The 25377-nt window shown below is 69.9% G+C and carries 29 protein-coding genes and 2 tRNA genes; 7 read left to right on the plus strand and 24 right to left on the minus strand.

Annotated features, from left to right (window positions below):
- Window positions 1–12: 12 nt before the first annotated feature.
- Window positions 13–666: a YggS family pyridoxal phosphate-dependent enzyme gene (locus KOF26_RS03610; RefSeq protein ID WP_216320322.1), complete on the plus strand. Its 654-nt coding sequence runs from the start codon at window positions 13–15 to the stop codon at window positions 664–666.
- Entirely contained in the window at window positions 663–1355 is a 693-nt protein-coding gene (locus KOF26_RS03615) for an HAD family hydrolase (protein WP_435876834.1), read from the plus strand. The genes KOF26_RS03610 and KOF26_RS03615 overlap by 4 nt, the downstream gene beginning before the upstream one ends.
- Here KOF26_RS03615 and KOF26_RS03620 read toward each other — a convergent pair.
- From KOF26_RS03620 to KOF26_RS03640, 5 genes are all read right to left on the minus strand, one after another.
- The gene (locus KOF26_RS03620) at window positions 1342–1836 is read right to left on the minus strand and encodes a L,D-transpeptidase family protein (protein ID WP_216320326.1); all 495 of its coding nucleotides are present in this window, start codon (window positions 1834–1836) and stop codon (window positions 1342–1344) included. The genes KOF26_RS03615 and KOF26_RS03620 overlap by 14 nt on opposite strands.
- Window positions 1833–2882, minus strand: a complete 1050-nt coding sequence (ribA, locus tag KOF26_RS03625; protein ID WP_216320329.1) for a GTP cyclohydrolase II — start codon at window positions 2880–2882, stop codon at window positions 1833–1835. The genes KOF26_RS03620 and ribA overlap by 4 nt, the downstream gene beginning before the upstream one ends.
- Window positions 2879–3673, minus strand: a complete 795-nt coding sequence (locus KOF26_RS03630) for an exodeoxyribonuclease III (protein ID WP_216320332.1) — start codon at window positions 3671–3673, stop codon at window positions 2879–2881. The genes ribA and KOF26_RS03630 overlap by 4 nt, the downstream gene beginning before the upstream one ends.
- Window positions 3674–4047: 374 nt before the next feature.
- Window positions 4048–4653, minus strand: coding sequence for a LolA family protein (locus KOF26_RS03635; RefSeq protein ID WP_216320333.1), 606 nt, complete (start codon window positions 4651–4653; stop codon window positions 4048–4050).
- 60 nt (window positions 4654–4713) lie between these two features.
- Window positions 4714–7056, minus strand: a complete 2343-nt coding sequence (locus KOF26_RS03640; protein ID WP_216321642.1) for an FtsK/SpoIIIE family DNA translocase — start codon at window positions 7054–7056, stop codon at window positions 4714–4716.
- 89 nt (window positions 7057–7145) lie between these two features.
- On the opposite strand from KOF26_RS03640, the gene KOF26_RS03645 reads away from it, so the two are divergent.
- Window positions 7146–8372: a UbiH/UbiF/VisC/COQ6 family ubiquinone biosynthesis hydroxylase gene (locus KOF26_RS03645; RefSeq protein ID WP_216320336.1), complete on the plus strand. Its 1227-nt coding sequence runs from the start codon at window positions 7146–7148 to the stop codon at window positions 8370–8372.
- A 3-nt stretch (window positions 8373–8375) separates the two neighbouring features.
- Here KOF26_RS03645 and KOF26_RS03650 read toward each other — a convergent pair whose 3' ends face one another.
- A complete protein-coding gene (locus tag KOF26_RS03650; RefSeq protein WP_216320339.1) occupies window positions 8376–8636 on the minus strand; it encodes a hypothetical protein in 261 nt (86 codons plus the stop codon).
- Window positions 8637–8708: 72 nt separating this feature from the next.
- Window positions 8709–8783: transfer RNA gene (locus tag KOF26_RS03655), tRNA-Gly, on the minus strand.
- A 160-nt stretch (window positions 8784–8943) separates the two neighbouring features.
- Here KOF26_RS03655 and KOF26_RS03660 point away from each other — a divergent pair.
- Both KOF26_RS03660 and KOF26_RS03665 read left to right on the plus strand, forming a co-directional pair.
- Window positions 8944–9840 carry a tetratricopeptide repeat protein gene (locus tag KOF26_RS03660; RefSeq protein WP_216321644.1) on the plus strand — a complete coding sequence of 299 codons (897 nt, stop codon included), beginning with the start codon at window positions 8944–8946 and terminating at the stop codon, window positions 9838–9840.
- Complete coding sequence (locus KOF26_RS03665; RefSeq protein WP_216320341.1) at window positions 9840–10457, plus strand: LON peptidase substrate-binding domain-containing protein; 618 nt, start codon at window positions 9840–9842, stop codon at window positions 10455–10457. The genes KOF26_RS03660 and KOF26_RS03665 overlap by 1 nt, the downstream gene beginning before the upstream one ends.
- An 18-nt stretch (window positions 10458–10475) precedes the next feature.
- On the opposite strand, the gene KOF26_RS17375 is transcribed toward KOF26_RS03665, so the two are convergent.
- The 7 genes from KOF26_RS17375 to infA all read right to left on the minus strand — a co-directional run bounded on the left by KOF26_RS17375 (window position 10476) and on the right by infA (window position 14017).
- Window positions 10476–11594: a GGDEF domain-containing protein gene (locus tag KOF26_RS17375; protein WP_216320343.1), complete on the minus strand. Its 1119-nt coding sequence runs from the start codon at window positions 11592–11594 to the stop codon at window positions 10476–10478.
- 104 nt (window positions 11595–11698) lie between these two features.
- Window positions 11699–11833: an entericidin A/B family lipoprotein gene (locus tag KOF26_RS03675; protein ID WP_435876835.1), complete on the minus strand. Its 135-nt coding sequence runs from the start codon at window positions 11831–11833 to the stop codon at window positions 11699–11701.
- Between the two features lie 88 nt (window positions 11834–11921).
- A tRNA-Phe gene (locus KOF26_RS03680) sits at window positions 11922–11997 on the minus strand.
- 52 nt (window positions 11998–12049) lie between these two features.
- The gene (locus tag KOF26_RS03685; RefSeq protein WP_216320345.1) at window positions 12050–12253 is read right to left on the minus strand and encodes a DNA gyrase inhibitor YacG; all 204 of its coding nucleotides are present in this window, start codon (window positions 12251–12253) and stop codon (window positions 12050–12052) included.
- Entirely contained in the window at window positions 12231–13220 is a 990-nt protein-coding gene (locus KOF26_RS03690) for a beta-ketoacyl-[acyl-carrier-protein] synthase family protein (protein WP_216320346.1), read from the minus strand. The genes KOF26_RS03685 and KOF26_RS03690 overlap by 23 nt, the downstream gene beginning before the upstream one ends.
- Window positions 13213–13788 (minus strand): Maf family protein, encoded by a 576-nt coding sequence (locus KOF26_RS03695; RefSeq protein ID WP_216320349.1) that lies wholly within the window; start codon window positions 13786–13788, stop codon window positions 13213–13215. The genes KOF26_RS03690 and KOF26_RS03695 overlap by 8 nt, the downstream gene beginning before the upstream one ends.
- Before the next feature lie 10 nt (window positions 13789–13798).
- Complete coding sequence (gene infA, locus KOF26_RS03700) at window positions 13799–14017, minus strand: translation initiation factor IF-1 (RefSeq protein ID WP_106511916.1); 219 nt, start codon at window positions 14015–14017, stop codon at window positions 13799–13801.
- A 137-nt stretch (window positions 14018–14154) separates the two neighbouring features.
- Between infA and KOF26_RS03705 the strand changes: the two genes are divergently transcribed.
- Window positions 14155–14601, plus strand: coding sequence for an RrF2 family transcriptional regulator (locus tag KOF26_RS03705; RefSeq protein ID WP_216320350.1), 447 nt, complete (start codon window positions 14155–14157; stop codon window positions 14599–14601).
- Window positions 14602–14756: 155 nt separating this feature from the next.
- On the opposite strand, the gene KOF26_RS03710 is transcribed toward KOF26_RS03705, so the two are convergent.
- The 10 genes from KOF26_RS03710 to KOF26_RS03755 all read right to left on the minus strand — a co-directional run bounded on the left by KOF26_RS03710 (window position 14757) and on the right by KOF26_RS03755 (window position 24722).
- On the minus strand, window positions 14757–16784 hold the full coding sequence (locus KOF26_RS03710; RefSeq protein WP_216320353.1) for a TonB-dependent receptor: 2028 nt from the start codon (window positions 16782–16784) through the stop codon (window positions 14757–14759).
- A 78-nt stretch (window positions 16785–16862) separates the two neighbouring features.
- Window positions 16863–17519, minus strand: a complete 657-nt coding sequence (gene maiA / locus KOF26_RS03715; RefSeq protein ID WP_363181750.1) for a maleylacetoacetate isomerase — start codon at window positions 17517–17519, stop codon at window positions 16863–16865.
- Window positions 17520–17574: 55 nt separating this feature from the next.
- Window positions 17575–19695 (minus strand): sodium-translocating pyrophosphatase, encoded by a 2121-nt coding sequence (locus KOF26_RS03720; protein ID WP_216320357.1) that lies wholly within the window; start codon window positions 19693–19695, stop codon window positions 17575–17577.
- A gap of 99 nt (window positions 19696–19794) precedes the next feature.
- Window positions 19795–20691: a thiamine-phosphate kinase gene (gene thiL / locus KOF26_RS03725; protein ID WP_216320359.1), complete on the minus strand. Its 897-nt coding sequence runs from the start codon at window positions 20689–20691 to the stop codon at window positions 19795–19797.
- Window positions 20692–20818: 127 nt separating this feature from the next.
- On the minus strand, window positions 20819–21280 hold the full coding sequence (nusB, locus tag KOF26_RS03730) for a transcription antitermination factor NusB (RefSeq protein ID WP_216320363.1): 462 nt from the start codon (window positions 21278–21280) through the stop codon (window positions 20819–20821).
- Window positions 21277–22581, minus strand: coding sequence for a histidinol dehydrogenase (gene hisD / locus KOF26_RS03735; protein ID WP_216320366.1), 1305 nt, complete (start codon window positions 22579–22581; stop codon window positions 21277–21279). The genes nusB and hisD overlap by 4 nt, the downstream gene beginning before the upstream one ends.
- Window positions 22571–23236, minus strand: a complete 666-nt coding sequence (gene hisG / locus KOF26_RS03740) for an ATP phosphoribosyltransferase (RefSeq protein WP_216320369.1) — start codon at window positions 23234–23236, stop codon at window positions 22571–22573. Before hisG ends, hisD begins: the two co-directional genes overlap by 11 nt.
- A gap of 21 nt (window positions 23237–23257) precedes the next feature.
- Window positions 23258–23722 carry an NUDIX hydrolase gene (locus KOF26_RS03745; RefSeq protein WP_216320372.1) on the minus strand — a complete coding sequence of 155 codons (465 nt, stop codon included), beginning with the start codon at window positions 23720–23722 and terminating at the stop codon, window positions 23258–23260.
- On the minus strand, window positions 23719–24423 hold the full coding sequence (locus KOF26_RS03750; protein WP_216320374.1) for a glutathione S-transferase: 705 nt from the start codon (window positions 24421–24423) through the stop codon (window positions 23719–23721). The genes KOF26_RS03745 and KOF26_RS03750 overlap by 4 nt, the downstream gene beginning before the upstream one ends.
- A complete protein-coding gene (locus tag KOF26_RS03755) occupies window positions 24420–24722 on the minus strand; it encodes a BolA family protein (RefSeq protein WP_216320375.1) in 303 nt (100 codons plus the stop codon). The genes KOF26_RS03750 and KOF26_RS03755 overlap by 4 nt, the downstream gene beginning before the upstream one ends.
- Between KOF26_RS03755 and KOF26_RS03760 the strand changes: the two genes are divergently transcribed.
- On the plus strand, window positions 24721–25368 hold the full coding sequence (locus KOF26_RS03760; protein WP_216320377.1) for a J domain-containing protein: 648 nt from the start codon (window positions 24721–24723) through the stop codon (window positions 25366–25368). The two genes, KOF26_RS03755 and KOF26_RS03760, sit on opposite strands and share 2 nt — an antisense overlap.
- Window positions 25369–25377 lie beyond the last annotated feature (9 nt).

Consider the following 25377-nt stretch of genomic DNA (forward strand, 5'->3'; position numbering starts at 1 on the left):
AGAGCAGCCGCCATGTCCGAACAGCTTGCCATCGTCCGTGCCGCCATTGCGCGCGCCGCCGCCATCGCCCGCCGCGATCCCGCCGAAATCACCCTGATCGCAGTCTCCAAGACGCGCACGGTGGACGAGATCGCACCGCTGATTGCCGCCGGGCAGCGTGTGTTCGGCGAGAATCGCGTGCAGGAGGCGGAGGACAAATGGCCGGCGCTGCGCGACGCTGATCGCGGCCTGTCGCTTCATCTCGTCGGCCAGCTCCAGTCCAACAAGGCGGCGGCGGCAATCGCGCTGTTCGACGCCATCCATTCGGTCGACCGGCCGTCGCTGGTCGATGCGCTCGGCAATGCCATGGCGAGGTCTGATCGCCGGCCGGATTGCTTCGTCCAGGTGAATATCGGCGCCGAACCGCAAAAGGGCGGGGTGGCGATCGCCGAATTGCCGGCGCTGCTCGAAAGAGTGCGGGCAGCGGGGCTGCCGCTTGCCGGGCTGATGTGTGTGCCGCCGGCCGAGGTCGAGCCGGCGCCCTATTTTGCGCTGCTCGCCAAGCTGGCGCGCGAGCATGGCGTGGCTGGTCTGAGCATGGGCATGTCGGGCGATGTCGAGACGGCGGTGATGCTGGGCGCGACCCATGTCCGCGTCGGCACCGCCCTGTTCGGCGCCCGCAGGTGAGCGCCGCCGTGCTGACGGGCCTGCGCTACGAGGCGATCCTGTTCGATTTCGACGGTGTGCTGATCGAGAGCGAGGCAGCGAGCAACCGCCAGATCGCCGCCTATCTCACCGGTATCGGCCACCCGACCACGCCCGAACAGTCGATGGCGATGTTCATGGGGCTGGCCGGCGCGGATTTCCTCGGCGCGGTGTCGCGCTGGATCGGCGGGCCGGTGCCGCCGGGCTTCACCGAGGCGCGCCATGCCGAGGACGAGAGGCTGATCGCCGACGGGCTGGAGGCGGTCGTCGGCGCGATCGAATTCGTCTCCGGCCTGCCGCCGGAGCTGCCGGTCGCCGTCGTCTCGTCGAGCGGCACGCGCTGGCTCCACGCCCATCTTGCCCGCCTCGGCCTGGCCGGGCGATTCGGCCGCCACGTCTATAGCGGGCGGGAGCATGTCGCCCGCGGCAAGCCGGCTCCGGACCTTTATCTCCATGCCGCCGCCGCCCTCGGTGTGGATATCGCGCAGGCTCTGATCCTTGAGGATTCGCCGGTCGGGGTGACGGGGGCGGTGGCGTCGGGGGCCACGGTGGTCGGGCTGTGCGCCGGCAGTCATTGCGGCCCGGGCCATGCCGAGCGGCTGCGAGCGGTCGGCGTCCAACATGTTGCGTGCGATTTCGACGCGGTGGCGGCGCTGCTCAGCCGATCCTGACGATCTCTCCGGGGTCGATCCGGCCGATCAGGGCGAGGAGAAGCGCCCGCTCGATGGCGACGCACCCCGCCGTTGGCCGCCCTTCCAGGCAATGCAGGAATACCGCGCTGCCCAGCCCGGGTACCGGCGGCATATTGTGGCCGATGACGAGGATGACGTCATAGAGCCCATCCGCCCGCCACAGATGTTCGGCGGAAAAAGGGTGGGGGTGGAAGACCGGCCGGTTATAGGCCGGATCGGCCGGATCGTCGGACCAGCCATCCTCGCGGCCGATCCATCGCCACGGGATGCGCATGCCCACGGGTGCGCTCACCCGGTCGCCGCGGAGAAGCGCGGTCATCACCGGCCAGTCCCCCAGCGGCGTCGCGCCGTCACCCTCACGCTTGTCGGCGCCGGGCAGCGCGCCGGCCCGCCCGATCTCGCACGGCGCCTCGATGCCATGGCCGGAGAGAATACGCCGCGCCGTATCGACACGGATCACAGCAGGTGTCCGGTCTTGTCGCGCTTGGTGGCGAGATAGCCGTGATTATGCGTGTTTTCGCCGGCCTTGTGGGCGACGCGCTCGACCACCTCGATGCCGGCGGCGGCGAGCCCGGCGACCTTGGCCGGGTTGTTGGTGAGCAGCCGCACCCGGTCCTGCCCCAGCAGGCGCAGCATGCGCGCCGCCACGCCGAAATCGCGCTCGTCGATCGCGAAGCCGAGGCGGAGATTGGCGTCAACGGTATCGAAGCCCTGATCCTGCAGCGCATAGGCGCGCAGCTTGTTGATCAGGCCGATGCCGCGCCCTTCCTGCCGCAAATAGAGCAGGATCCCCCAGCCAGCCCCGGCAATGGCGCGCAGCGCGGCATCGAGTTGCGGCCCGCAATCGCATTTCAGGCTGCCCAGCACGTCGCCCGTCAGGCATTCGCTATGGATGCGGACCAGCGGGGCGGCACCATTGGGCTGGCCGATGAGCAACGCGACATGCTCCACCGCTTCATCCGCCGAGCGGAAGGCGACGATCTCGGCATCCTCCGCCACCGCCACGGGCAGGCGTGCGCGTGAGACGAGCGCCAGTCGCGCCGGATCGTCATAACCGGCGATGTCAGCGGCGGCGAGCGCCACCGTCTCGTCGGCCGTCGCCTCGGCGACGAAGAAGGCCGGCATCAGCCCGGCGAGGCGGGCAAGCTTCATCGCCGCCCGCGCCGCTTCGGGCATGGCCAGCGCAACGGCGCGAAACGGGCCCTTGAGGGGGGTGGACAGATCGCGCGCGGGATCGGCCAGCGCCGCCGCCACATCGAGATCGAGCCACCCGGTCCGCGCGACGCGCACCGGATCATTGCCGGCGGCGTCGCGCTGATTGCCCAGCTTCAACGTCGCCGCGCGCGGCGCCGAGAGCAGGATGTCGGCGCCTCGCTCCGGATCGAAGGCCGCCAGCCGGCCTTCATCCGCCGTTTCGATGGCGAGCAGCGCCAGTCCGTCGATCGTCACCGGCCAGCCGCGCCTGAGCGCGTCGATGGCGCGGGCGACGAGGCGGGGCTTCGTCAAAAGGCGAACTCGGTGACCAGGGGCACATGATCGGAGGGCTTCAGCCAGGCGCGGCAATCCTCATGTACCTTGTGGGCGACGGCGTGCCGCGCGACCTGCGGGCTCGCCCACATATGATCCAGCCGCCGCCCGCGATCGGAGGCGGCCCAGTCCTTGGCGCGATAGCTCCACCAGGTGTAGAGCCGCCCCGGCGGCGGCACGAAATGGCGGCCGAGATCGACCCATTGGTGGCTTGCCTGCAAGCGCGCCAGGGCCGCCACCTCGACCGGCGTGTGGCTGACCACGTCGAGCAGCTGCTTGTGGCTCCACACGTCGCACTCCAGCGGCGCGATGTTGAAATCGCCGACGAGAATGGTGGGCGTCGTGAGCCCCTCGGACCAGCGCGTCATCCGCTCCACGAAGGCGAGCTTCTGGCCGAATTTGGGATTGAGCTCCGCGTCGGGAACGTCGCCGCCGGCCGGGACATAGACGTTTTCGAGCCTGAGTCCGTTGGGCAGGCGCACGCCGATATGACGCGCCTCCTGATTGGCTTGCCAGTCCAGCCGGTCATCCTCGATCAGGGGCACGCGCGACACGATTGCCACGCCGTGATGCATGCGCTGGCCGTGCAGAAGCCGGTGGCTGTAGCCGAGCGCGTGGAACGCCTCATGCGGGAACAGCTCGTCGACGACCTTGGTCTCCTGCAGGCATAATATGTCGGGCGCCTCCTCCTTGAGGAAGCGTCCGACGATGTCGATCCGGTAGCGCACCGAATTGATGTTCCACGAGGCGATCTTGAGACGTTCGGTCATGTCGGTCGCCGACATAATAGGTGGGCTTGAGCCGCGCCAGCCCGCGTCTGGTCCCTGCGGCCCTGTTACGGCAATGACGCCCGGACGGCGCGGCTGGCCCCTCGCCCGGATGGCCGGTGGCCTGTCGCTTCTCGTCTGGTGGTCGCCACGGCCAGGATGTCCCGCGCGGTGCCCGGGCTTGGCCGAAAAGCGAATGGCCCCCGCTCCGGGGGCAATGGAGCGAGGGCCGACACGGCGTTCGTCACGCGTGCGGGTCAAGGAGTGCCTCGAGCAACAGGGGGAAATCTCGAAGCGCCCCGTGACCGCGAATACCGATCTAGACCCCGATACCTGTCTTCAGCATGAACATGTCTGTCAGGCGTTGTTTAGGTCATTCAGCCGCGCGGACCGGCTTGGCGAGGATCACGCCAGCGGAATTGCTTGTCGTCTACAGCAACATTGAACTTCTGCCCTGATAGCCGGACGACGGACCGGTTGCCCTGCGCATCGAGCACGCTCCAGCCCTGGAGCGAAAGCCCGGCCGGGGCTGCCTGATCGCGCGAAAAGGCGACGCTGATCGTGCCGAACTCGGGGTGCTTGGGGTCGCGGCCTTCGATCATCAGCGTGTTGGCATCGCCAGTCTGCACGACCTTGGCGAAGCGGGAAATATCCTTGCCGGGATCGAGCAGCAGGCCGAGCGGCGAATCGCCGACCGGCCAGCGCGACACCTGCTTTACCTGATAGTCGATCATCGTCAGCGCCTTGCCGTCGCCGACGACAAGCAGGGGCACCCCCGGCTGATATTGGAAGCGGATCCGGCCCGGCCGCTTGAGGGTGAGCGTGCCGTTGAGCGATTTGCCGTTGCGATCGGTCTGGGTGAAGTCCGCGGTCATCGTCTCGACGACGCGCAGATGCTGCTGGACCTGCGCCAGTTCGGGCATGGGGGCGGCAAGGACGGGCGTCGCGGCGAGCGCGAGGGCGGCAAGGGGAAGGGCTTTCATGGACTATCCTGTGGCGATCACGCGCTGAATGCGGTGTGAAGGGGCCGGGTTCCGTGGGGCTTAGGCCGGCACGCCGTCCCGATCGACCAGCACCTCCCGGCGGCCGACATGGTCCGCGGCGCCAACCACGCCCTCCTTCTCCATGCGGTCGATCAGCCGGGCGGCCGAGTTGTAGCCGATGCGCAGCTGGCGCTGGACATAACTGGTCGAGGCCTTCTGCGACTCGGCGACGACCTGCACGGCCTTGCGATAGAGTGCCGCATCCGGCGAATCATCGACCGGCGGCGCGCCGTCGAGCGCATAGCCGCCATCCTCCGGCTCCTCGGTGACGGCGGAGATATAGTCGGGCGTGCCCTGCGTGCGCCAATGATCGGCCACGGCGCGTACCTCCTCGTCCGAGACGAAGGGGCCGTGGACGCGGATCAGCTGCTTGCCGCCGGCCATGTAGAGCATGTCGCCCTTGCCGAGCAGCTGCTCGGCACCCTGCTCGCCCAGGATGGTGCGCGAATCGATCTTGCTGGTGACGGCGAAGGAAATGCGCGTCGGCAGGTTCGCCTTGATGACCCCGGTGATGACGTCGACCGACGGGCGCTGCGTCGCCATGATCAGGTGGATGCCGGCGGCGCGCGCCTTTTGCGCCAGCCGCTGGATGAGGAATTCCACCTCCTTGCCCGCCGTCATCATCAGATCGGCCAGCTCGTCGACCACCACCACGATCTGCGGCAGCGGCTCGTAATCGAGCTGCTCTTCTTCGTAGATGGGCTGGCCGGTGTCGGCGTCATAGCCCGTCTGCACGCGGCGGCCGAGCGGCTGGCCCTTGGCCTTGGCGGCACGCACCTTCTCGTTGAACGAGGCGAGGCCGCGCACGCCGACCGACGCCATCATGCGATAGCGCTCCTCCATCTGCTCCACCGCCCATTTCAGCGCGCGGATCGCCTTGGCCGGCTCCGTCACCACCGGCGAGAGCAGATGGGGGATATTGTCATAGATGCTGAGCTCCAGCATCTTCGGGTCGATCATGATCATGCGGCATTGGTCCGGCGTCAGCCGGTAGAGCAGCGACAGGATCATCGCGTTGAGGCCGACCGACTTGCCTGAGCCGGTGGTGCCCGCGACGAGCAGATGCGGCATCGGCGCGAGGTCGGCGACCACCGGGCTTCCGCCGATATTCTTGCCGAGGATCAGCGCCAGATTGCCGCTCTGACCGTCGAACTCGCTGGACGCGATCAGTTCGGACAGCAGCACCGGCTCGCGCCGGGCATTGGGCAGCTCGATGCCGATCACGGTGCGGCCCGGAATCACCGCGACGCGGGCGGACAGCGCCGACATGTTGCGGGCGATATCGTCGGCAAGGCCGACCACCCGGCTGGCCTTGATGCCGGGCGCCGGCTCCAGCTCGTACATCGTCACCACCGGCCCGGGGCGAACCTCGGTGATCTGGCCCTTGACGTTGAAATCCTCGAGCACCGTTTCGAGCAGGCGGGCATTGCGCTCCAGCGCCGCCTTGTCGATCGTCGGGCCCGACGATTCCGGCACCGGCGCGAGCAGATCGAGGCCGGGCAGCACATAGGTGTCGCGCAGGTCGAGCGAGCCCTGCCGGCCGGTCGGCGCCGCGACCTTGCCGGGTCGCTGCGGCGGCTCGGCGATGATCGTGCGGACGGGCGTCGGCGCCGCCTCGCCCGCTCCCTCGTCCTCATCCTCGCCATCCTCCTCGACGACCCCGGCCGGCGCGCCGGCGGTTCGCACCACCCGCCGGGTACGGCGGCGGGCAGGCTCCGCCGGCTGGCGGCGCAGCAGCCAGGCACGCTCGCCGGCATCGAGGCCGAGGCCCCACAGGAACAGCGCCAGCCCGATCAGGCCGAGCGCCGGCGCCAACGCCAGCCGCGCGATGGCGGCGGCATGGGCATCCGGCACCAGCGCCAGCCCGGCATCGATGCTGCGCGTGGCGGCAAAGCCGATCAGGCCGCCCCAGCCGGCCGGCAGCGTCAGCGCGGCGCCGCCGCGGAGCAGCGTCGCCGCCGTCGCCACGAAGGCGGCGGCGAACAGCAGCACGAGCAGCGATCGCCCCCAGCGCCCCGCCTCGTTGCCGCGCGCAAGGCGCAGGCCGGCGACGATCGGCGTCGCCAGCAGCAGCGCCGCTGCCGGGCCGCCCAGGCTCAGCATCAGGTCGGCCACCCAGGCGCCGGGCGTGTTGAGCAGGTTGGCGACGGGGCCTGCCGCCGCCGTGTTCAGCGAGGGATCGCTCGGATGATAGGAACCGAGCGCCAGCACCACCGCCAGCGTGCCGGCGACCAGCGCGCCGCCGGCCGCCATCCGGCCGCCGCGCGCTGCGCTGCGCCGCAAGCCCTGCCGCACCGCGCCGCGCGGGGATGCGGGCGGGCCCGCCGTCACATAGTCGGCCATCTCGATAATCGTCCCGCTTGTTCCCGTTTCGATCATGCCCGCGGCGCGAGGAGGTGGCAAGCCGCGCCCGGCTGCGATAGAGCCGGCCCATGCATGACAACGCCCAGATTCCGGCGGAAGCCGACGTCATCATTCTCGGCGGCGGGCTGGTCGGCCTGACGCTGGCGATCGCGCTCGACGTCCATGGCCTGACCAATATCGTCGTCGATCCGGCCGATCCGCAGGCGGTGCAGGCGGCCGGCTTTGACGGCCGCGTCTCCGCCATCGCCAGCGCCCCCTGGCGACTGCTGTCAGCGATCGGCGTCGGCGCGGCGCTCGCCGACAAGGCCTGTCCGATCGACCACATCGCGGTCAGCGACGCGCTCGCCGGCCTGCTTCATTTCGATGCCGATCCGACCGAGGGGCCGCTCGGGCACATGGTCGAGAATCGGGCGCTGCGCATCGCTCTCCACGCGACGGCCAACGCCGCGACGAACGTGACGCTGCTGATGCCGTCGCGCCCCGTGGTGTCGGCGCGCGACGGCTCCGGCGTCCGCGTCACGCTCGCCGATGGGCGGGTGCTGCGCGGGCGCCTGCTGATCGGCGCGGAGGGGCGCAATTCGCCGACGCGGGACGCCGCCGGCCTCAACGCCGCGCGCTGGCAATATGATCACACCGCCCTCGTCACCGTGCTCGAGCATGAGCGCCCGCACGGCAATGTCGCCCACGAGATCTTCTACCAGGACGGGCCGTTCGCGCTGCTGCCGATGCTGCCGGGCAACCGCTCGGCGCTTGTCTGGTCGGTGCACCGCCGCGACGCGGAAGGGATGCTCGGCCTGTCTGAGCGCGCCTTCCTTGCCGAGGCGGACAAGCGCATGGCCGGCATCTTCGGCACGCTGAAGCTCGGCGCGCCGCGCTCGAGCTATCCGCTCGGCTTCCATCACGCCGCGCGCATCACCGGCGAGCGCCTCGCTCTGGTCGGTGATGCGGCACACGGCATTCATCCGATCGCCGGCCAGGGTGTCAATGTCGGCTTCCGCGACGTCGCGGCGCTGGTCGAGGTGCTGGTCGAGGGCGCCCGGCTCGGCCTCGACCCGGGCGATGCGCAGCTCCTCGCCCGTTACGAGCGGTGGCGCGGCTTCGATACGCTGGCGGTGGCGATGGCGACGGACGGCCTCACCCGGCTGTTCGGCCTGAAGGGCGCGCTGCCACGCGCGGCGCGGCGCTTCGGCCTGTCGATGGTCGAGCGCCTGCCCGCGCTCAAGGAGCGTTTCATGGCCGAAGCGCGGGGCGAGAACGGCGCTGTCCCGACCCTGCTGCGCGGGCAATTCGTCTGATCGTCAGCCGGGCGGGTTTCCGGCGGTGAACAGGCTGAACAGGGTCATGAAGCAGAAGATGATCAGCCCGAAGGCGAGCAGCATCATGCCGAAGATGATCATGGCGTAGTGTGCCGGATCCTCGTCGGAAATGGCCGGTTCGGGTGGGCGCGAGCGGATGATCCGCCACCACCGCCGCACCAGATGCTGGCGAAAGGCGAGATGGAACCCGACCAGCATCGCGATCAGCGCGCCGATATCGGTGAGGATCGTATATGCGGACATCGCCCATCCCTATCACGGCTCACCCCGGACAGGGGAGCCGCGCAAACAGGTCCGGCGATGTCGCTGGAAAACTGGAGCGGGCGAAGGGATTCGAACCCTCGACCCCAACCTTGGCAAGGTTGTGCTCTACCCCTGAGCTACGCCCGCTCTGGCGTCCGCAGATGGCCGGGGCCGTCTGCCGAGGCGCGGCCACTAGCATCGTGATCCGCCGCCCGCAAGCCCAGTCTTACGGGGTTGGCAGCAAGGCCTTCAAGCCCACATAAGACGCGGACAAGACTGGAGGACGGAAACGGTGGCGACCCTGGGTATGACGGCGGCCGAACGCGAGGCGATCGAGGGGTTTCGGCGCGATGTGGTCGAGCCGTCTATGGACAGCCTCGTCATCCTCGATTTCTGGGCGGAATGGTGTGGGCCGTGCAAGCAGCTCGGACCGATTCTCGACAAGGTGGCCAAGGATTATGCCGATCGCGGCGTGAAGCTCGTCAAGATCGACGTCGACAAGGACAAGGTGATCGCGGCGCAATTCCGCGTCCAGTCGATCCCCACCGTCTATGCGCTGTTCCAGGGCCAGCTCGTCGCCGATCTGACCCCGGCCCGCACCGAGGCGCAGCTGACCCGCACGCTCGACCAGATCCTCGCCCAGCTTCCCATTCGCGGGCCCGGCGCCGACCAGGCGGCGGACGTCGCCCATTATGTCGCGCTCGCCGACGAGGTGCTGGCGGCCGGCGATGTCGGCCGCGCGCTCGGCCTGTTCGATCAGCTCGCCGAGATGGTGCCGGACAATGTGCCCGCGGCCGCCGGCCATGCCCGCGCGCTGGTCGCCGCCGGCGAGGTTGAGGCCGCGGAGGCGCGGCTGGCGGTGCTGCCCGAACAGGCGGCAAAGGATCCCGCCGTCGCCCGTGCCCGCGCCGCCATCGCGCTCGCCCGCGAGGCGCAGCCGGTCGACGATCTCGCCGCGCTTGCCGCGCAGGTCGAGTCCACGCCCGAGGATCAGGAGGCGCGCTATCGCCTTGCCGGCGGGTTGATGGCGGTCGGTGATCGCGAGGGCGCCGCCGACGTGCTGCTCGAATCGATTCGCCTTGACCGCGGCTGGAATGAGGGCGCGGCGCGGGCCCGGCTGCTCAAGCTCCTCGAGGTGGTCGGCCTTGAGGATCCCTGGACGGTGGCGCAGCGGCGGCGGCTGTCCGCCATCCTGTTCACCTGATGGCGGCCGGCGCGCGCCTCTCGATCTTCCCGCTGGCCGGGGCGATCCTGTTCCCGCGGGGCACGCTGCCGCTCCACATCTTCGAGCCGCGCTACCGGGCGATGATCTCCGACGCGCTGATTCGCGACCGGCGGATCGGCATGGTGCAGCCGCGCGACGATCATCTCGTGCCGGCGCTTTACGATATCGGCTGCGTCGGCCGCATCGTCCATGTCGAGGCGATGGAGGATGGGCGGTACAATATCGTGCTCGAGGGCCTGTCGCGCTTCCGCATCCTGCGCGAGCTGGATACCGCCACCGCCTTCCGCCAGGTGGAGGCGGAGCTGGCGGTGTTCTGCGAGGATGAGCCGGCTCCGCTGCCGTTCGCCGTCCGCGCCGAGGTGGAGCGCGAGGCGCGCCGCTTCGCCGACGCGCGCGGCTATGCGGTGGACTGGGACGAGGTCGGCAGGATCGACGACGAGTCGCTGATCAACGGGGTCGCCCAGATCGCCCCGTTCGACGTGGTGACGCGCCAGGCGCTGCTGGAAGCGCCGGGGCTGCCGGAGCGGGCCGAGCTGCTCGTCCAGTTCCTGCAATTCTATCGGCTGTCGGGGGCGGGCGCACCGCCCCTGCAATAGCAGGGCGGCGACGGCGGATCAGGCGGCGCGGGTCGGCCGGGCGCTGGCCGATTTGCTGGCGTAGAGCGCCTTGTCGGCGCTGCTCATGATCGTGCGCAGCTCATCACCGGCGCGCGCAAACGCGACGCCCACGCTTACGCCGATCGGCACGCGCACATTTTCGATCGGATAGAGATCGTCCGAGATGGTGGCGACGATCGCCTCGCTCAGCCGGCGCGCAACCGCCTCCTCCAGCATCGGGGCGATGAGCACGAACTCGTCGCCGCCGACGCGGGACACGAACAGGTCCGGCCAGTCCAGCGCGCGCAGCCGGTCCGCCACCGCGACGAGCAGCTGGTCGCCGGCGGCGTGGCCGAGGCGATCGTTCACCGCCTTGAACCCGTTGAGGTCGAGATAGAAGATCGCCTGCCCGCCATCCGCCCGGCGCGCATCGAAGGCGTGCTGCAAGCCGGTGCGATTGGCGAGGCCGGTCAGCGGATCGTGGCGGGCGCGGCGCTCATTGTCGCGCTCTGCCTGCATGGTGGTGACGAGCATGCGGTTCAGCTTGAACGCGGCGATCGTCATGCTCACCAGATAGAAGGGGATTTGCGCCACGACGATCAGCAGCATCGCCTCGCGCGAGACGATCGCGCCCACCACGCACGGGCCGAGGCTGAGGAGGATCATCGCCGCCACCAGCCGGGGCGCGGCGAAATTGCGGAAGCAGATGCCGCCGACCATCGCCGCCGCCGACAGGCAGGCCAGCGTCGCCGACACCCAGTCCCCGCTGGTCATGGTGATGTAGGCGCCGTAGCCGACGCTCGCCGCCCAGCTCAGGCCGAGCCCGATATAGAGATCGGTGAAGGTCCGGCGCCCATCGCGGGCCGCCCGCCGGTCGTGCAGCAGCACGAACAGCCGCGTGGCGCAGAGCAGCACCTCCGTCATCAGCCAGCAGAGAAAAGCCGGGGTCGGATGGCGCAGCGTGGCAAGCAACGCCACGCCGATGGTGTTGATCACGCCGCCGGCATAGATCGGCAAGGTGCCGTAGAGGCTGCCGACCAGCGCGCGCCTGATCTCGGCCGGGACATCGTCGCCCGTCCGCAACAGCCATGCCGTCGGCGCCCAGCGAGGCGCGCTGAAGATCATCGCACTTGCCACACTCAATCCGTAGCCAACAGGCCCGACGGCCTCACCCGGCATCGGCTCTAAGCGCGGAGGCTTATCAATTCATTAGGAGTGCGACGGGCTGAGTCGACGTGCGATTATTTCGAGCGATCAGCCGCTTTGGACACGGCGTTGCCCGCCGAAGAGACATCCCGGCCGACGCCGGAGATGGTGTTGCACGCCGCCGTCGTCAGCGCGGCGGCGCAAATCATAAGCATCGCGATGGTCTTCACGGATGGGGTCCCTTGCCGAACGGCCACGCTGATCCGATTGTTACGGGGAGCGTGTCAAGTGTGATGATTGGGACAGCCTTGGCGGCCATGGTGCCCGGGGGCGGGATCGAACCACCGACACCGTGATTTTCAGTCACGTGCTCTACCAACTGAGCTACCCGGGCACAGGCCGCGCATGAAGCACCTCAGCGGTGCGTCCACGGTTGGAGGCCGGGCCTATAGAGGCCGGGCGCCGTCCCTGTCCAGCCCCTCGAACTCTTCTTCCTCAAGCGCGCGGCCGGGCATGCGATATCCCTCGCCAAGCCATTGCAGCAGGTCGCGATCCTTGCAGCCGCGGCTGCAGAAGGGCGCGTGCTCCGGCGCTACCGGCGCGCCGCAGAGCGGACAGGGCTTGTTGTCACGGATGTTCGGCCTGGACATGGCCCGCCGATATGGGCCGGCCGGGCTCCGCCTGCAAGGCGACCGGCGCGCCGATGCGGGCGGCGAGGGCGCTCACCCAGCCGGGTGCGATCGCCGCGATCACGGCGGGGGCGGCGACCAGCAGGCGCTGCCCGGCGCCCGGCGTGCGCTCGGCACGGCGCAACAGCGCGCGCGCCGCCGCCCCCGCCGGATCGGCGCGCAGCCGCTCCGGCAGCGAAGCGCGCACCCGTCGCCTGACGATCTGGAGAAAGCCGAAGCCGTTGACTGCGGTGCGCTCGAACGGCTGGGGGAGGATCGCATCGATGATCTCGGCGACCGACTGGCGTTCCGCCTTGCCGGTGAAGGTCGGCAGGTCGATGCCGATCGAGCCGCCGATGTCCAGGCGCAGCACCGCCCGCGCCGCCGCCGCCGCCCCCGCCCGCGCCAGCTCGACCGGCGGCAGGCCGCCATCGACATCGAACAGGGTCATCGCCGGCGTCGGCGAGAGGCGCAGCGCGCCGCCGGGAAAGGCGATCTCGCCCGTCGCCGCCTCGGCCAGCAACTCGGACCAGCCCGCCGCCTCCAGCGCATCGGGCTCGTAGGCGAGGAGCGGGCGCACGGCGATGCCTGTCGCCGTCAATTGCTCGACCAGCGTCGGGCCGGGGCGGGCGGGCTCCTCGGACAGGCGGGCGCGGGCGGGTTTGGGCCGGCCGGCTTCGGCAATGGCCTCGCGGACGATCTCGGCGTGGACGCGGGCGCCCTCGGCGATGCCGGAGGGGATCGGCTCGACCAGTGCTTCGCCGCCGCCATCCAGCCGGATGAGGCCGCGCCGTCCGCCGGCATGGCGTTCCGCCAGCCGGCCGGGGATCACCGCCCCGGCGCGCGGGCCGTCAGTCTCCCAGGCAATGCGCGTCGCGACGATCTCGCCGCCCACGACCAGCGCCGCGCGCTGCTCGCCAATGCCGTCCTCGTAGAGCCACTCAGCCAATCGGGATGCCGGCCGCGGCGAGCAATGCGCGCGTCTCGAACAGGGGAAGGCCGACGACGCCGGAATGGCTGCCGGCGAGGAAGCGGACGAACGCCTCGGCATGACCCTGCACGGCATAGCCGCCCGCCTTGCCATGCCATTCCCCGCCAGCGAGATAGCGGTCGATCTCGGCCGGCGAGAGGCGCTTGAAGGTGACGACCGTCGCCGACAGCCGATGCCGCGCCACGCCCGCCCCATCCACCACCGTCACCGCCGAGAGGACGCGATGCCGCCGTCCGGACAGAAGCTCCAGGCAGGCGCGCGCCTGCGCCTCCGTTTCGGCCTTGGGCAGGATGCGGCGCCCGGCGGCGACCACCGTGTCGGCGGCGAGCACTACCGAGCCCGGATGGCGGGCGGCCACCGCCGCCGCCTTCTCCACGGCCATGCGTCGGGCATAGGCCGGCGGGGCCTCGGCACGCGCGGGCGTCTCGTCGATATCGGCGGGATCGATCGCGTCCGGCGTCACGCCCAGGCGCGCGAGCAGGTCCAGCCGTCGCGGGCTGGCGGAGGCGAGGACCAGGCGGGCCATCAGGCCGCCGTCATTTGAAGCGGTAGGTGATCCGGCCCTTGGTCAGATCATAGGGCGTCAGCTCGACGAGCACTTCGTCGCCGACGAGCACGCGGATACGGTTCTTCCGCATCTTGCCGGCGGTGTGTCCGAGAATCTCGTGATTATTCTCGAGGCGGACGCGAAACATGGCGTTGGGCAGGAGTTCGACCACCTGTCCGCGCATTTCGAGCAGTTCTTCCTTGGCCAATCGGCACCCCGTTAATAGCGGACTCTGTGCAAAAAAATCGCGCCGCCTTAGCGCCACGCGCGCAAAAAGGAAAGCAGGCGGCGCTGCGTCCTTGAGGCCACTAGCTTCCCGGCGGGGAATGCAAGATAGGGATGGCGATGCTGTCGCAAAAGACCCGTTACGCGTTGCGCGCGCTGCTGTTCCTCGCCGAACGCGCCGATGCCCGCCCCGTCCAGATCGCCGAAATCGCCGAAACGCAGCAGGTGCCGCGCAAATATCTCGAGCTGATCATGCTCGATCTCAAACATGCCGGCCTCGTCACCAGCCGGCGCGGGCCGGGCGGCGGCTATGCGCTGGCACGGCCGGCGACCGAGATCAGCTTCGTCGAGGTGATCCGCACCACCGACGGGCCGATCGCGATGGTGCCATGCGCCAGCCTCAACTTCTACGCCCGCTGCGGCGATTGCCATGACGAGGCGACCTGCGCGATTCGGCGGGTGATGAGCCGCGTGCGCGACGATGCCGTGCGCCTGCTCGAAAGCGTCTCCCTGGCCGATGCGGCGAGCATGGAGCTGCTCGCCGAGGCGGGCGAGCGGCCGAAGTGAGCGGACGAAGCGGCGCTTAGCGGCCGCCAAGATTTTGCCCTATTCCCTAGCATTCAGCTGGGAAATATGATCGGGCCAACGCCAAGCGTCGACTCCCTGGCGTTGCCAAACTGCGGCCCGGCGTTCCCCCTTTTTTCGCCGGGCCGTTTTTGGTCTCAATTGCCGTAGCGGAACGATATCCACAGCGTGCGCGGCGTCGCCCGCTCGACGAGCGAGCCGCCGCTGATGCCGGCCATTACCAGGGCGTTGGTGACATTCTCCGCCCGCGCCTCGACGGTGATGCTCTTGCCGAGCGGCAGGCGGCCGACGAGATCGAGGGTGGTCGCGTCCTTGAGCCTGACGCTGTTCTGGTCATCCTCATATTGCGGGCCGACATAGCGCATCGTCGCCGCCAGCGAGGGGCCGCCCGCCGGCGCCCAGGCCAGCGTCGCCGAGCCCTGGTGTCTGGCGGTCTGGGCGGGCTGCAACCCGTCGAGCGCGATGGCGGCCCCGGCCGTCTTCACCTCGGCGTCGGTATAGGCATAGGAGGCCGACAGCATCCACGCGCCGAACCGCGCGCTGCCGTCCAGCTCGACGCCCTTGCTGTCGATCGCGTCGATGTTGCCCCGCTTGCGGAAAGTGCCGGCCGCCGAGACGAAGCCGACTTGCGGGAAGGTGCCCGGCCCGCGCGCGACGGTGATGTTGCCGATCGCATCCTCCAGCCGGTTGAGGAACACGGTGGCGGACGCCCGGAAGCCTGGCAGCGGCCGGAAATCGACGCCGGCATCGACGCCCCGCAGCCGCTCCGGCTTGAGTCCGGCCTCCGCGGCGGTGGCGTCGGCGCCGGCGCGGAACGGGCGATAGAGCTCGTTGAGGGTCGGCAGGCGCCAGCCGAGATAGGCGGCCGAGCGCACCGTCACCGCGTCGCCCGGATGCCAGGCGAGCCCGGCGCGCCCCGTCGGCCGCCAGCCGCTGCGATCGGCGTAACGGGTGTTGGTGAGCACGGCGCCGCTGCTGTTCTGCGTCTCGCGCAGAAAGCCGTCCTTGATCCACCAGCGGTCGATGCGGCCGCCGCCCGTCAGCCTCAGCGCGTCTGCAAGATCGACGCTGGCTTCGGCGAAGGCGCCGACCGTCTCGTTGCGGCCGCCGGCCTTGCGGATGCGGGTCGGCGCGCCGGTGACGAACTGGAACAGCTCCTGGGTACGGCCGCTGGTGACGCGCGTATCGGCGCCGAGGCGGAGCTGGATGGCGTCGCTGACCGGCGGACGCAGTTCGATGCGGCCGCCAAAGCCGGTCGCGGGCACCTCATACTGGTCGAGCGTCGCCGTCGCCGTGCTGCGCGTATCGTTGACCGAGGCGAAGCCGCTGGAGAAGCTGCGGGTCTGCACATAGGCGAGCGCTTCCCAGCCGAATCGGCCTTTGCCGACAACGCGCAGCGAGGCGTCGGCACCGGTCGAGCGATTGGGGGTGAACGGCACGCCGCGGGTGCGCGTATCGTTGAAGCCCAGGCCGCTCGCCTGGATCTCGGTATCCGGGCCCGCCGGGATCACCACCCGTCCGGAGACGCTGTATTGCTGGTAGCGCGCCGGCATGTCGACCGGGCCGCGCTGCGATTCGACGATTGGGATGAAGCCGTCGCCGCGCGCGAAACTGCCGGACAGAAAGGCGTAGCCGCCGCCCATGCGGCCGGAGACGCCGAGATTGGCCTCCTGCGAATCGCGGCTGCCATAGCCGGCGTTCGCCCAGATCGGGGCGAGCTGGCTGGCGTTCGCGCTCGAAAGCTCGATGGTGCCGGCCAGCGCGCCCGGACCGAACGCGCCCGATCCGCCGCCGCGCGTCACCCGGACATTGCCGAGCCGTTCGGGATCATAGGCCGAATAGGTGACATAGCCGCCGAACGGATCGGACTGGGGCACGCCGTCCAGCACCAGCAGCGCGCGGCTGGAGGCGTTGCCGCCGAGGCCGCGCAGCGTCGCGCCCTGGCTGGTCGGATGTGCGGAGCGGGCATCGGAGCGGCGGAACTGGGCGAAGCCGGCGACATCGCGCAGCACGTCCTCCAGCCGGCCGCTCGCCGTGCCGTTCAGCCGCTCGCGATCGATCGAGACGACGTCATAGGCGGCATCGCCGCGCGCGGCGTCGAGGCCATAGCCGGTGACCACGATCTCGATCGGCGCCGGCAAGGCCGCCGGCAATGGAACCGCCATCTCTACCCCTCTTCATGTTATTATCTGACGCCCGCCCTCTATCGCGCGGCGGCGCCGGGATAAAGCGGGCCGTCTGTATCAGAGGATTGCCGCGTCGGGCAGACGATCGGGATGGGCCTCGGCAAAAGCGGGGATGGCGAGGCACCGCGCCTCGATGGCGAGCAGCGCCGGGTAGAAATCCAGGCATACGTCCCAGCGCCGCGCATTGTAGAGCTGGGGGACGAGGCAGATGTCGGGCAGGCCGGGAAGGTCGCCGGCCAGAAAGGGACCGCCGCCCGTCTGGCTTTCCAGCACGGCGAGGCCGGCGTCGATCCAGTGCGCCACCCAGCGCAGCCGCTCCGCCTCGCCGACGCGCAGGTCGTCCTTCAGCCAGCGCAGCACGCGCAGATTGTTGATCGGATGGATGTCGCAGGCGATGAGCAGCGCGCTGGACATCGCCCGGGCGCGCTCCAGCGGATCGGCCGGCAGCAGGGGCGGCTGCGGATAGGCGTGATCCAGCCAGTCGATGATGGCGAGGCTCTGGCCGATGGTCGCCCCGGCCACTTCCAGCGCCGGCACCAGCCCCTGCGGGTTGATGCCGCGATAGGCGGGTCTGCGCTGGGCGCCGGACAGCAGGTCGACGGGCACGCTCTGATAGGGCACGCCCTTGAGGTTGAGCGCGATGCGCACGCGGAAGGATGCCGAGGACCGCCAGTAATCGTGCAGGCGGAGCGGCGAGGTATCGATGTGCTGCACGCTGGAGCCCTCCCTCCGTCCCGCCGAGAACGGGGGAACGGAGGGAGTTCTATCCTCAGCCGCCGTGTGCTGCCAGCGCGGCGAGCAGCAGCAGGGCGACGATGTTGGTGATCTTGATCATCGGGTTCACGGCGGGGCCCGCCGTGTCCTTGTACGGATCGCCGACGGTGTCGCCGGTCACGGCTGCCTTGTGGGCCTCCGATCCCTTGCCGCCGTAATTGCCGTCCTCGATATATTTCTTGGCATTGTCCCAGGCGCCGCCGCCGCTCGTCATCGAGATGGCGACGAACAGCCCCGACACGATCACGCCGAGCAGCAGCGCGCCGAGTGCCGCGAAGCCGCTCTCGCGGCCGGCGACCGCCGTGATCACGAAATAGACGACGATCGGCGCCAGCACCGGCAACAGGCTGGGCACGATCATCTCCTTGATCGCGGCGCGGGTGACGAGGTCAACGGTGCGGGCGTAATTGGGGCGGCTGGTGCCGTCCATGATGCCCGGATTGTCGCGGAACTGGGCGCGGACATCCTCGACCACCGAACCCGCCGCCCGGCCGACCGCGGTCATGCCGAACGCGCCGAAGCTGAACGGCAGCAACGCTCCCAGCAGCAGGCCGACGATGACATATGGGTTGGACAGCGAGAAATCGACGGTGAGCGCCGGGAAATATTCCCGCAGGTCCGACGTATAGGCCCCGAAAAGCACCAGCGCCGCCAGCGCCGCCGATCCGATCGCATAGCCCTTGGTCACCGCCTTGGTGGTGTTGCCCACCGCGTCCAGCGCGTCGGTGCGCGCGCGCACCTCGTCGGGAAGGCCGGCCATCTCCGCGATGCCGCCGGCATTGTCGGTGACCGGGCCATAGGCGTCGAGCGCCACGACCATGCCCGCGAGCGCCAGCATCGAGGTCGCGCCGAAGGCGATGCCGATGACGCCGGCCAGCTGATAGGCCCCGATCACCGCGACCGAGATCACGAGCGTCGGTAGCGCCGGCGATTCGAGGCTGACGGCGAGGCCCTGGATGACGTTGGTGCCGTGGCCCGTCTCCGATGCCTTGGCGATGCTGCGCACCGGCCGGTAATTGGTGCCGGTGTAATATTCGGTGATCCAGACCAGCGCGCCGGTCAGCGCCAGGCCGATCATCATGCACCAGAACAGGTCCATGCCGGTGAAGCCTCCGACGCCGCCGTCTCCGCCGCCGATCACGGCGTTGAGATCACCGAGCGTCCAGGTCGATGCGACCCAGATCGCCGGCACGGCGAGGATCGCCGCCGTCCAGAAGCCCTTGTAGAGCGCGCCCATGATCGACTGGCCGCTGCCCAGCCGCACCATATAGGTGCCGACGATCGACGTGATGATGCACACGCCGCCGACGATCAGCGGCAGCGCCATCAGCCGCATCATCTCCTCGGGCGTGCCGGAGAGCGTCAGCGCGATCGAGACCATCGTCACGCCGAGCGTCACGACATAGGTCTCGAACAGATCGGCGGCCATGCCGGCGCAGTCGCCGACATTGTCGCCGACATTGTCGGCGATGGTCGCCGGGTTGCGAGGATCGTCCTCGGGGATGCCGGCCTCGACCTTGCCGACCAGATCGGCGCCGACATCGGCGGCCTTGGTGAAGATGCCGCCGCCCAGCCGCGCGAAGATGGAAATGAGCGACGCGCCGAAGGAGAGGGCGACCAGCGCGTTGACGATGGTGCGGTCGGTCCGGTCTCCGGCGATATGGCCGGCAGGGCCGGTCAGGTACCAGAAGAACAGCGAGATCGCGAGCAGGCCGAGGCCGGCCACCAGCATGCCGGTGATCGCGCCCGACCGGAAGGCGATGGTCAGCCCGCCCTGCAGGCTGGTGCGCGCCGCCTCGGCGGTACGGACATTGGCCCTGACGGACACGTTCATGCCGATGAAACCGGTCAACCCGGACAGCAGCGCCCCGATCAGGAATCCGATCGCGGAGGTGAGCCCGAGGAAATACGCGACGAGTACGACCATCACCACGCCAACCAGCGCGATGGTACGGTATTGCCGTCCAAGATAAGCCTTGGCGCCCTCCTGCACCGCGCCGGAAATCTCGACCATGCGGTCGTTCCCGGCGGGCGCGGCAAGCACCTGGCGACTTGTCAGGATTCCGTAGAGCACGGCGATAAGGCCACAGGCTATCGCCACGAACACAACGTTCATGTCGGCTCCTTCCCCTAGTCCGGCGCAATTTTGTTACGCGCCTGGAAGACGGGAGACTAGGGCCGAAAATCCGCTTGGCAAGCCGCCTTGTCGGGGCGGTCAGCCGTGTTGATAACCTAGCCGGGCGGGCAGCGGCACCGTCGCCGCGCCGTCGCGCAGCGAGACGCCGCGTCCCTCGGCGAAGGTTCCGACCCGGATCGCCCCGACCCCGCTCGTCGCCACGCCCTCGCCGGACGCGGCGAAGAGCAGCGCATAATCGTCACCCGCCGTCGCCGCGGCGAGGCGGGCAGCGCGATCGTCTCCAGCGAAGGCGCGGGCGGCCGCCGAGCGGGGCATGGCGGCGAGGTCGATCGTCACCGCGAGGCCGCTCGCCTCGGCCATGCGGGCGACGTCGATGAGCAGGCCGTCCGATACGTCCATCATCGCGTGGACATGAGGGGCGAGCGCGCGGCCCTCGACGAGCAGCGGGCGCGGGCGGCGATAGGCGCGGAGCAGTTCGGGCGGGCCTTCGCCGGCTTGGGCGATGGCGAGGCCGAGCCCGGCGTCGCCGATCGTGCCCGCCACCCACAGGCCGTCTCCGGCCCTGGCGCCGGCCCGGGCCGGGGCGATGCTCGCCCGGCCCAGCGCCGTCAGGCCGAGAGCGCGGACCCCCGGGCCCTTCACTGTGTCGCCGCCGAGCAGCGGCACGGCGTACGCCGCCAGCGCCTCGCCCAGTCCGTCGAGAAAGGCGCGGTCCCAGGCCTCATCGCCAAGCATGTAGCCGACCAGCACGCCGAGCGGCACGGCACCCTTGGCGGCGAGATCAGAGAGGTTCACCGCCAGCAGCTTCCATGCGACATCGGCCGGCGGATCGCCGGGCAGATAATGGACGCCTTCGACCAGCATATCGTGGGTGAGCACCAGATCGCCCAGCACGGCGGCGTCGTCGGCAAGCCCGCGCGCGGCCGGGTGGCTGGCGAGCGCGCGGAGGGCGGCGATGAAGGCGGGTTCGTCCATCGGCTAACCTCCGCCGCGTTGCTGAACCTGTTGCCGCATCCATCCAGCCGCGCGCGCCGGAGCCATCTGGAGGCGTGGACCCTGAAACAAGTTCAGGGCGACGGCAAAGGAGCCGGAACGCAGGCCCTCACCCCCGTGCCGCCTTGGCCACCGCATCCAGCAGGCCGTTGACGAAGCCCTTTTCCCGCTTGGCGTAGAAGGCGTCGGCGATGTCGAGATATTCGTTGATCACGGTGCCGGTGGGCACATCCGCCCGGGCGATCAGCTCATAGGCGCCGCAACGCAGGATCTGGCGCATCGGCCGGTCCAGCCGTTCCAGCGTCCAGCCTTCGGCGAGCCGCGCGCTGATCGCGCCGTCGATCTCGACCCGGCGGGCGTCGACGCCGGTCACCAGATCGTCGAAGAAGCTCACCTCGGCGTCGGCATATTCCACATCCTCGATCGTCGCGCCGAGGCGGTGGCTGTGGAACTCATGGAGCAGGGTGGGCAAGGGCGTTCCCTCCATCTCCTGCTGGTAGAGCGCCTGCACCGCGGCAAGGCGGGCCGCCGACCGGCTGCGCGCGCGCTCGTTGACACGTCCCAAACTCATTCTCCCAGTCGCACGGCCACCGAGGCCGCATGGGCGGGCAGCCCTTCCGCGCGCGCCAGCGTCACCGCCGCCGGGCCGATGGCGGCGAGGGCATCGGGATCGAGCGCGAGGAAGCTGGTCCGCTTCATGAAATCGAGCACCGACAGGCCGGAGGCGAAACGCGCCCGCCGCCCCGTCGGCAACACATGGTTCGGCCCGCCGACATAATCGCCGACCGCCTCCGGGGTGTGCCGCCCGAGGAACACGGAGCCGGCATGACGCACCCTGGCGAACAACGGCTCCGGATCGGCCACCGCCAGCTCGAGGTGCTCGGGCGCGAGCCGATCGACCAGCGGCAGCGCATCGTCGAGCGCGGCCACCAGCACGATCGCGCCATTCGCGGTCCAGCTGGTTCGCGCCGTCTCGGCGGTGGCAAGCGTGGCGAGGCGCCGGTCCACCGCCGCGGCGACGGCGTCGGCGAAGTCCGCATCATCGGTGAACAGGATCGACTGGCTGGTCGGATCATGCTCGGCCTGGCTGAGCAGGTCGGCGGCGATCCAGTCCGGGTCGTTGGCGCCGTCCGCCACCACGACGATTTCGGACGGGCCGGCGACCATGTCGATGCCGACCACGCCGTAAAGCTGGCGCTTGGCCTCGGCGACCCAGGCATTGCCCGGGCCGACCACCACGTCGACGGGCGCGATCGGGCCCGCGCCATAGGCCAGCGCCGCCACCGCCTGCGCGCCGCCGACCCGCCACACCTCGTCCACTCCCGCGATCTCCGCGGCCGCGAGCACGGTCGGGTTGACCACCCCGCCCGGCGTCGGCGTGACCATGGCGAGCCGCGCCACGCCGGCCACCTTGGCGGGAATGGCGTTCATCAGCACGGAGGAGGGATAGGCCGCCCGCCCGCCCGGCACATAGAGACCGGCAGCGTCGACGCCACGCCAGCGCGCCCCCATGCGCACCCCGGCATCGTCGGTCATGTCGCTGTCGGCCGGCCTCTGCTTCTCGTGGTAGGCCCGGATGCGGGCGGCGGCGAGCTCCAGCGCGGCGCGCAGCTCCGGGTCGAGACCAGCGAGCGCGGCCTCCCGCTCCGCCTTGGGGATCTCCCAGCCGGCGGCGACGGGATCATGCCGATCGAACTTGCGGGTATAGTCGGCAAGCGCGGCCTCGCCATGATCGCGCACATCGGCGACGATGCGGGCGACGTCGCGCGAGACGTCCCCGTCCGCCTCGCGTCGGGCATCGACCAGCGCGTCGAACGCGGCGTCGAAACCGGCATCGCGGGCATCGAGGCGCAGCGGCCCGTCAGGCTGCATCGCGCACCTCCACCGCCCGGCGGAACGCCTCGACCAGCGGGCCGATGATCGCGGCGCGCGTCTTGAACGCGGCGCGGTTGACGATCAGCCGCGTCGACACCTGCGCGATCACCTCCACCTCGACGAGGCCGTTCTCCTTCAGCGTGCGGCCGGAGGAGACGAGGTCGACGATGCGGCCGGCCAGCCCCAGCACCGGCGCGATCTCCATCGCGCCGTTCAGCTTCACGCATTCGGCCTGCACGCCGCGCGCCTCGAAATGGCGCTTGGTGAGGTGGGGATATTTGGTGGCGACGCGGACATGGCTCCACTCGCGCGGATCGTCGCCCGCGGCCATCGCCACCGGCTCGGCCACCGACACCCGGCAATGGCCGATGTCGAGATCGACCGGCGCGTAAATCTCCGAATAGTCGAACTCCATCAGCACGTCGGAGCCGACCAGGCCGAGTTGGGCGGCGCCATGCGCGACGAAGGTGGCGACGTCGAAGGCGCGCACGCGGATCAGCGAGATGTCCGCCCGATTGGTGGCGAAGCGCAGCGCCCGGCTGTCGGGATCGGCAAAGGCGGCCTCGGGCACGATGCCCGCCTTTTCGAGGAGGGGCAGCGCCTCTTCGAGGATGCGCCCCTTGGGCACCGCGATGATGATCGGATCGGCCATGACGGCCGGGCACTTAGGCTTTCAGGCGGCGGGCGGCAAGGAAGTCGCGGGCCAGATGCCCTGTTCCGCCAGCATCCCGGCAAGGTCCAGCGGATAGAAAGCCTCGGGGTGGGCGGCGAGCGTCGCGGCGTCGAACCAGCGCCATTCGCGCATCACCCGTTGCTCGAGCGCGGTGTGGCCGGCGGTATCGATCGCCGCCGCTTCGGTGCGGACGAGGAAATAGCGTTCGTCGGCATCGACGGGCTCGCCCTCGACGGTGACGAACGCCACCTGTCGCCGCGCGATCTCAGGTCCGCAGTCGCGGTCGAGCCCGGTCTCCTCGCGCAGCTCGCGCCGGGCAGCCGCTGGAAAATCCTCGCCCGGATCGACGGCGCCGCCGACCGTGCACCAGAAAGGCGCACGCCCCTCGACCACGAAGCGGAACATCAGCACCCGATCCTCCGGATCGACGAGCAGGATGCGCGCGGCCGGCCGCTGCCGCTTCATGCGCGGTCGAGCGCCGGATAATGGCGGAAGATGCCGTCGCCGAACGGGATGCGGCGATCGCTGGCGAGATACCCGGCAAGCGACGGCAGCGCCTTCACCCGGCCGTGCAGCGCGCGCACGCCGGCAATATCGTCCGCCACCGCCGCCATGCGCTTAGGAAAGGCGAAGTCGAGCCCCTCGACGAGCTGGAACAGCGAGAGATCGGCATAGCTCCAGGTGTTGCCGACCAGCCATTCGCGGCCGTCCAGCGCCTGTTCGAACCAGCCCAGGAATTTCGGGATGCGCGCCTCGCGGAAGCTCGCCGCGCGCCGCGCCGCTTCGGGCTTCTGGTCCTCGTAATAGGCATCGAGGGCGACGGGATGATGGGTGTCGTGCGCCTCGGCGACGATGTCGGCGACGGTCAGCTGATATTGGTGGGCGAGCAGGCGGCCCGCCCGGTCCTCGGGCGCGAGGCCGTGCTCATCCCCGAGGAACAGCAGGATGTTGGCGGTCTGGGCGATGACCAGCTCGCCCGCCACCAGATAGGGCGGGGCGAAGGGCTTGGGGCGGCGTGCGGCCATGTCGGCCATCAGCCCCTCCTCGCCGACGCCGTCTTCGCGCGCGCGGTCGCGATAGGGGATGCCGCCGGCCTCGAGTGCCAGGCGCACGAATTCGCCCCGGCCGGGAATGCCGGGCCAATACCACAGATCATAAGGGGTCATGTGCGTGCCGCCTGGTCTTCCTCCGGTGTCCGGGCGACAATGGCCAGCGCGTGAACCCGTTCCGCCAGCAGATCGCGCAGCGCCGCGTTCACGGCGCGTTGCCGGTTGACGCGGGACTGGCCGGCAAAGCCCTGCGACACTATCTCCACGGTGAAGTGGCTCTCGCCGCGCGCATCATGGCCGGCATGGCCGCGATGCTTTTCCGAATCGTCGATCACGGCCAGCCGTTGCGGAGACAGGGCGGCGGCGAGCCGCCGTTCGATTTCGGCCGCGACGGGGCCTTGGGGTGCTGTGGTCATGCCCCCATATAAGGCGTTTTCGAGCGTAAAGGGACGGGGTTTGACGGGATCGGGCGGCACCAGGCGGGAGCAGCGCTTTCACGGGCGGGTCGGCGGGGGCGAGCAGGGCTGCGCCTATCCCGGCTGCTCGGAGGCGGGCGAGTTCCGCGCGCCGGCCAGCCACGGCCCCGGTTCGAATTTCGACGGGCCTGGGGCGTGGCAATGGCTGTGCCTCGATCATGTCCGCGCCTTCAACGCCGGCTATAATTTCTTCGAAGGCCTCTCCACCGAGGAGATTGAGGCCGCCCAGCGCCCCTATGCCGGCTGGGAGCGCGAGACTCGCGCCTTCGCTGCCGGCGCCAGCGCCGACCGGCCGCCGCGCTGGGCCGACTTCATTGATCCGCTCGACGCGATCGGCGCCCGCTTCCGCCGCCCCGAACAGCCGCAGCGCGCCGACGGCCGCCCGCTGAGCGAAGGCGACATGCGCAACCTGCGCACGCTGGGGCTGCCGCACGACGCGGACCGCCGTGCGCTGCGCCAGCGTTATGCCGAGCTGGTGCGCCGCTATCACCCCGATCGCAATGGCGGCGATCGTTCACATGAGAAGGCTTTGCAGGACGTGATTGCGGCTTATACGCAGCTGAAATCCGCACCCGCCTTCGCCTGAGTCACGGAA

The sequence above is a fragment of the Sphingomonas quercus genome (genome assembly GCF_018863195.1).
In the GTDB taxonomy this organism is placed as follows: domain Bacteria; phylum Pseudomonadota; class Alphaproteobacteria; order Sphingomonadales; family Sphingomonadaceae; genus Solisphingomonas; species Solisphingomonas quercus.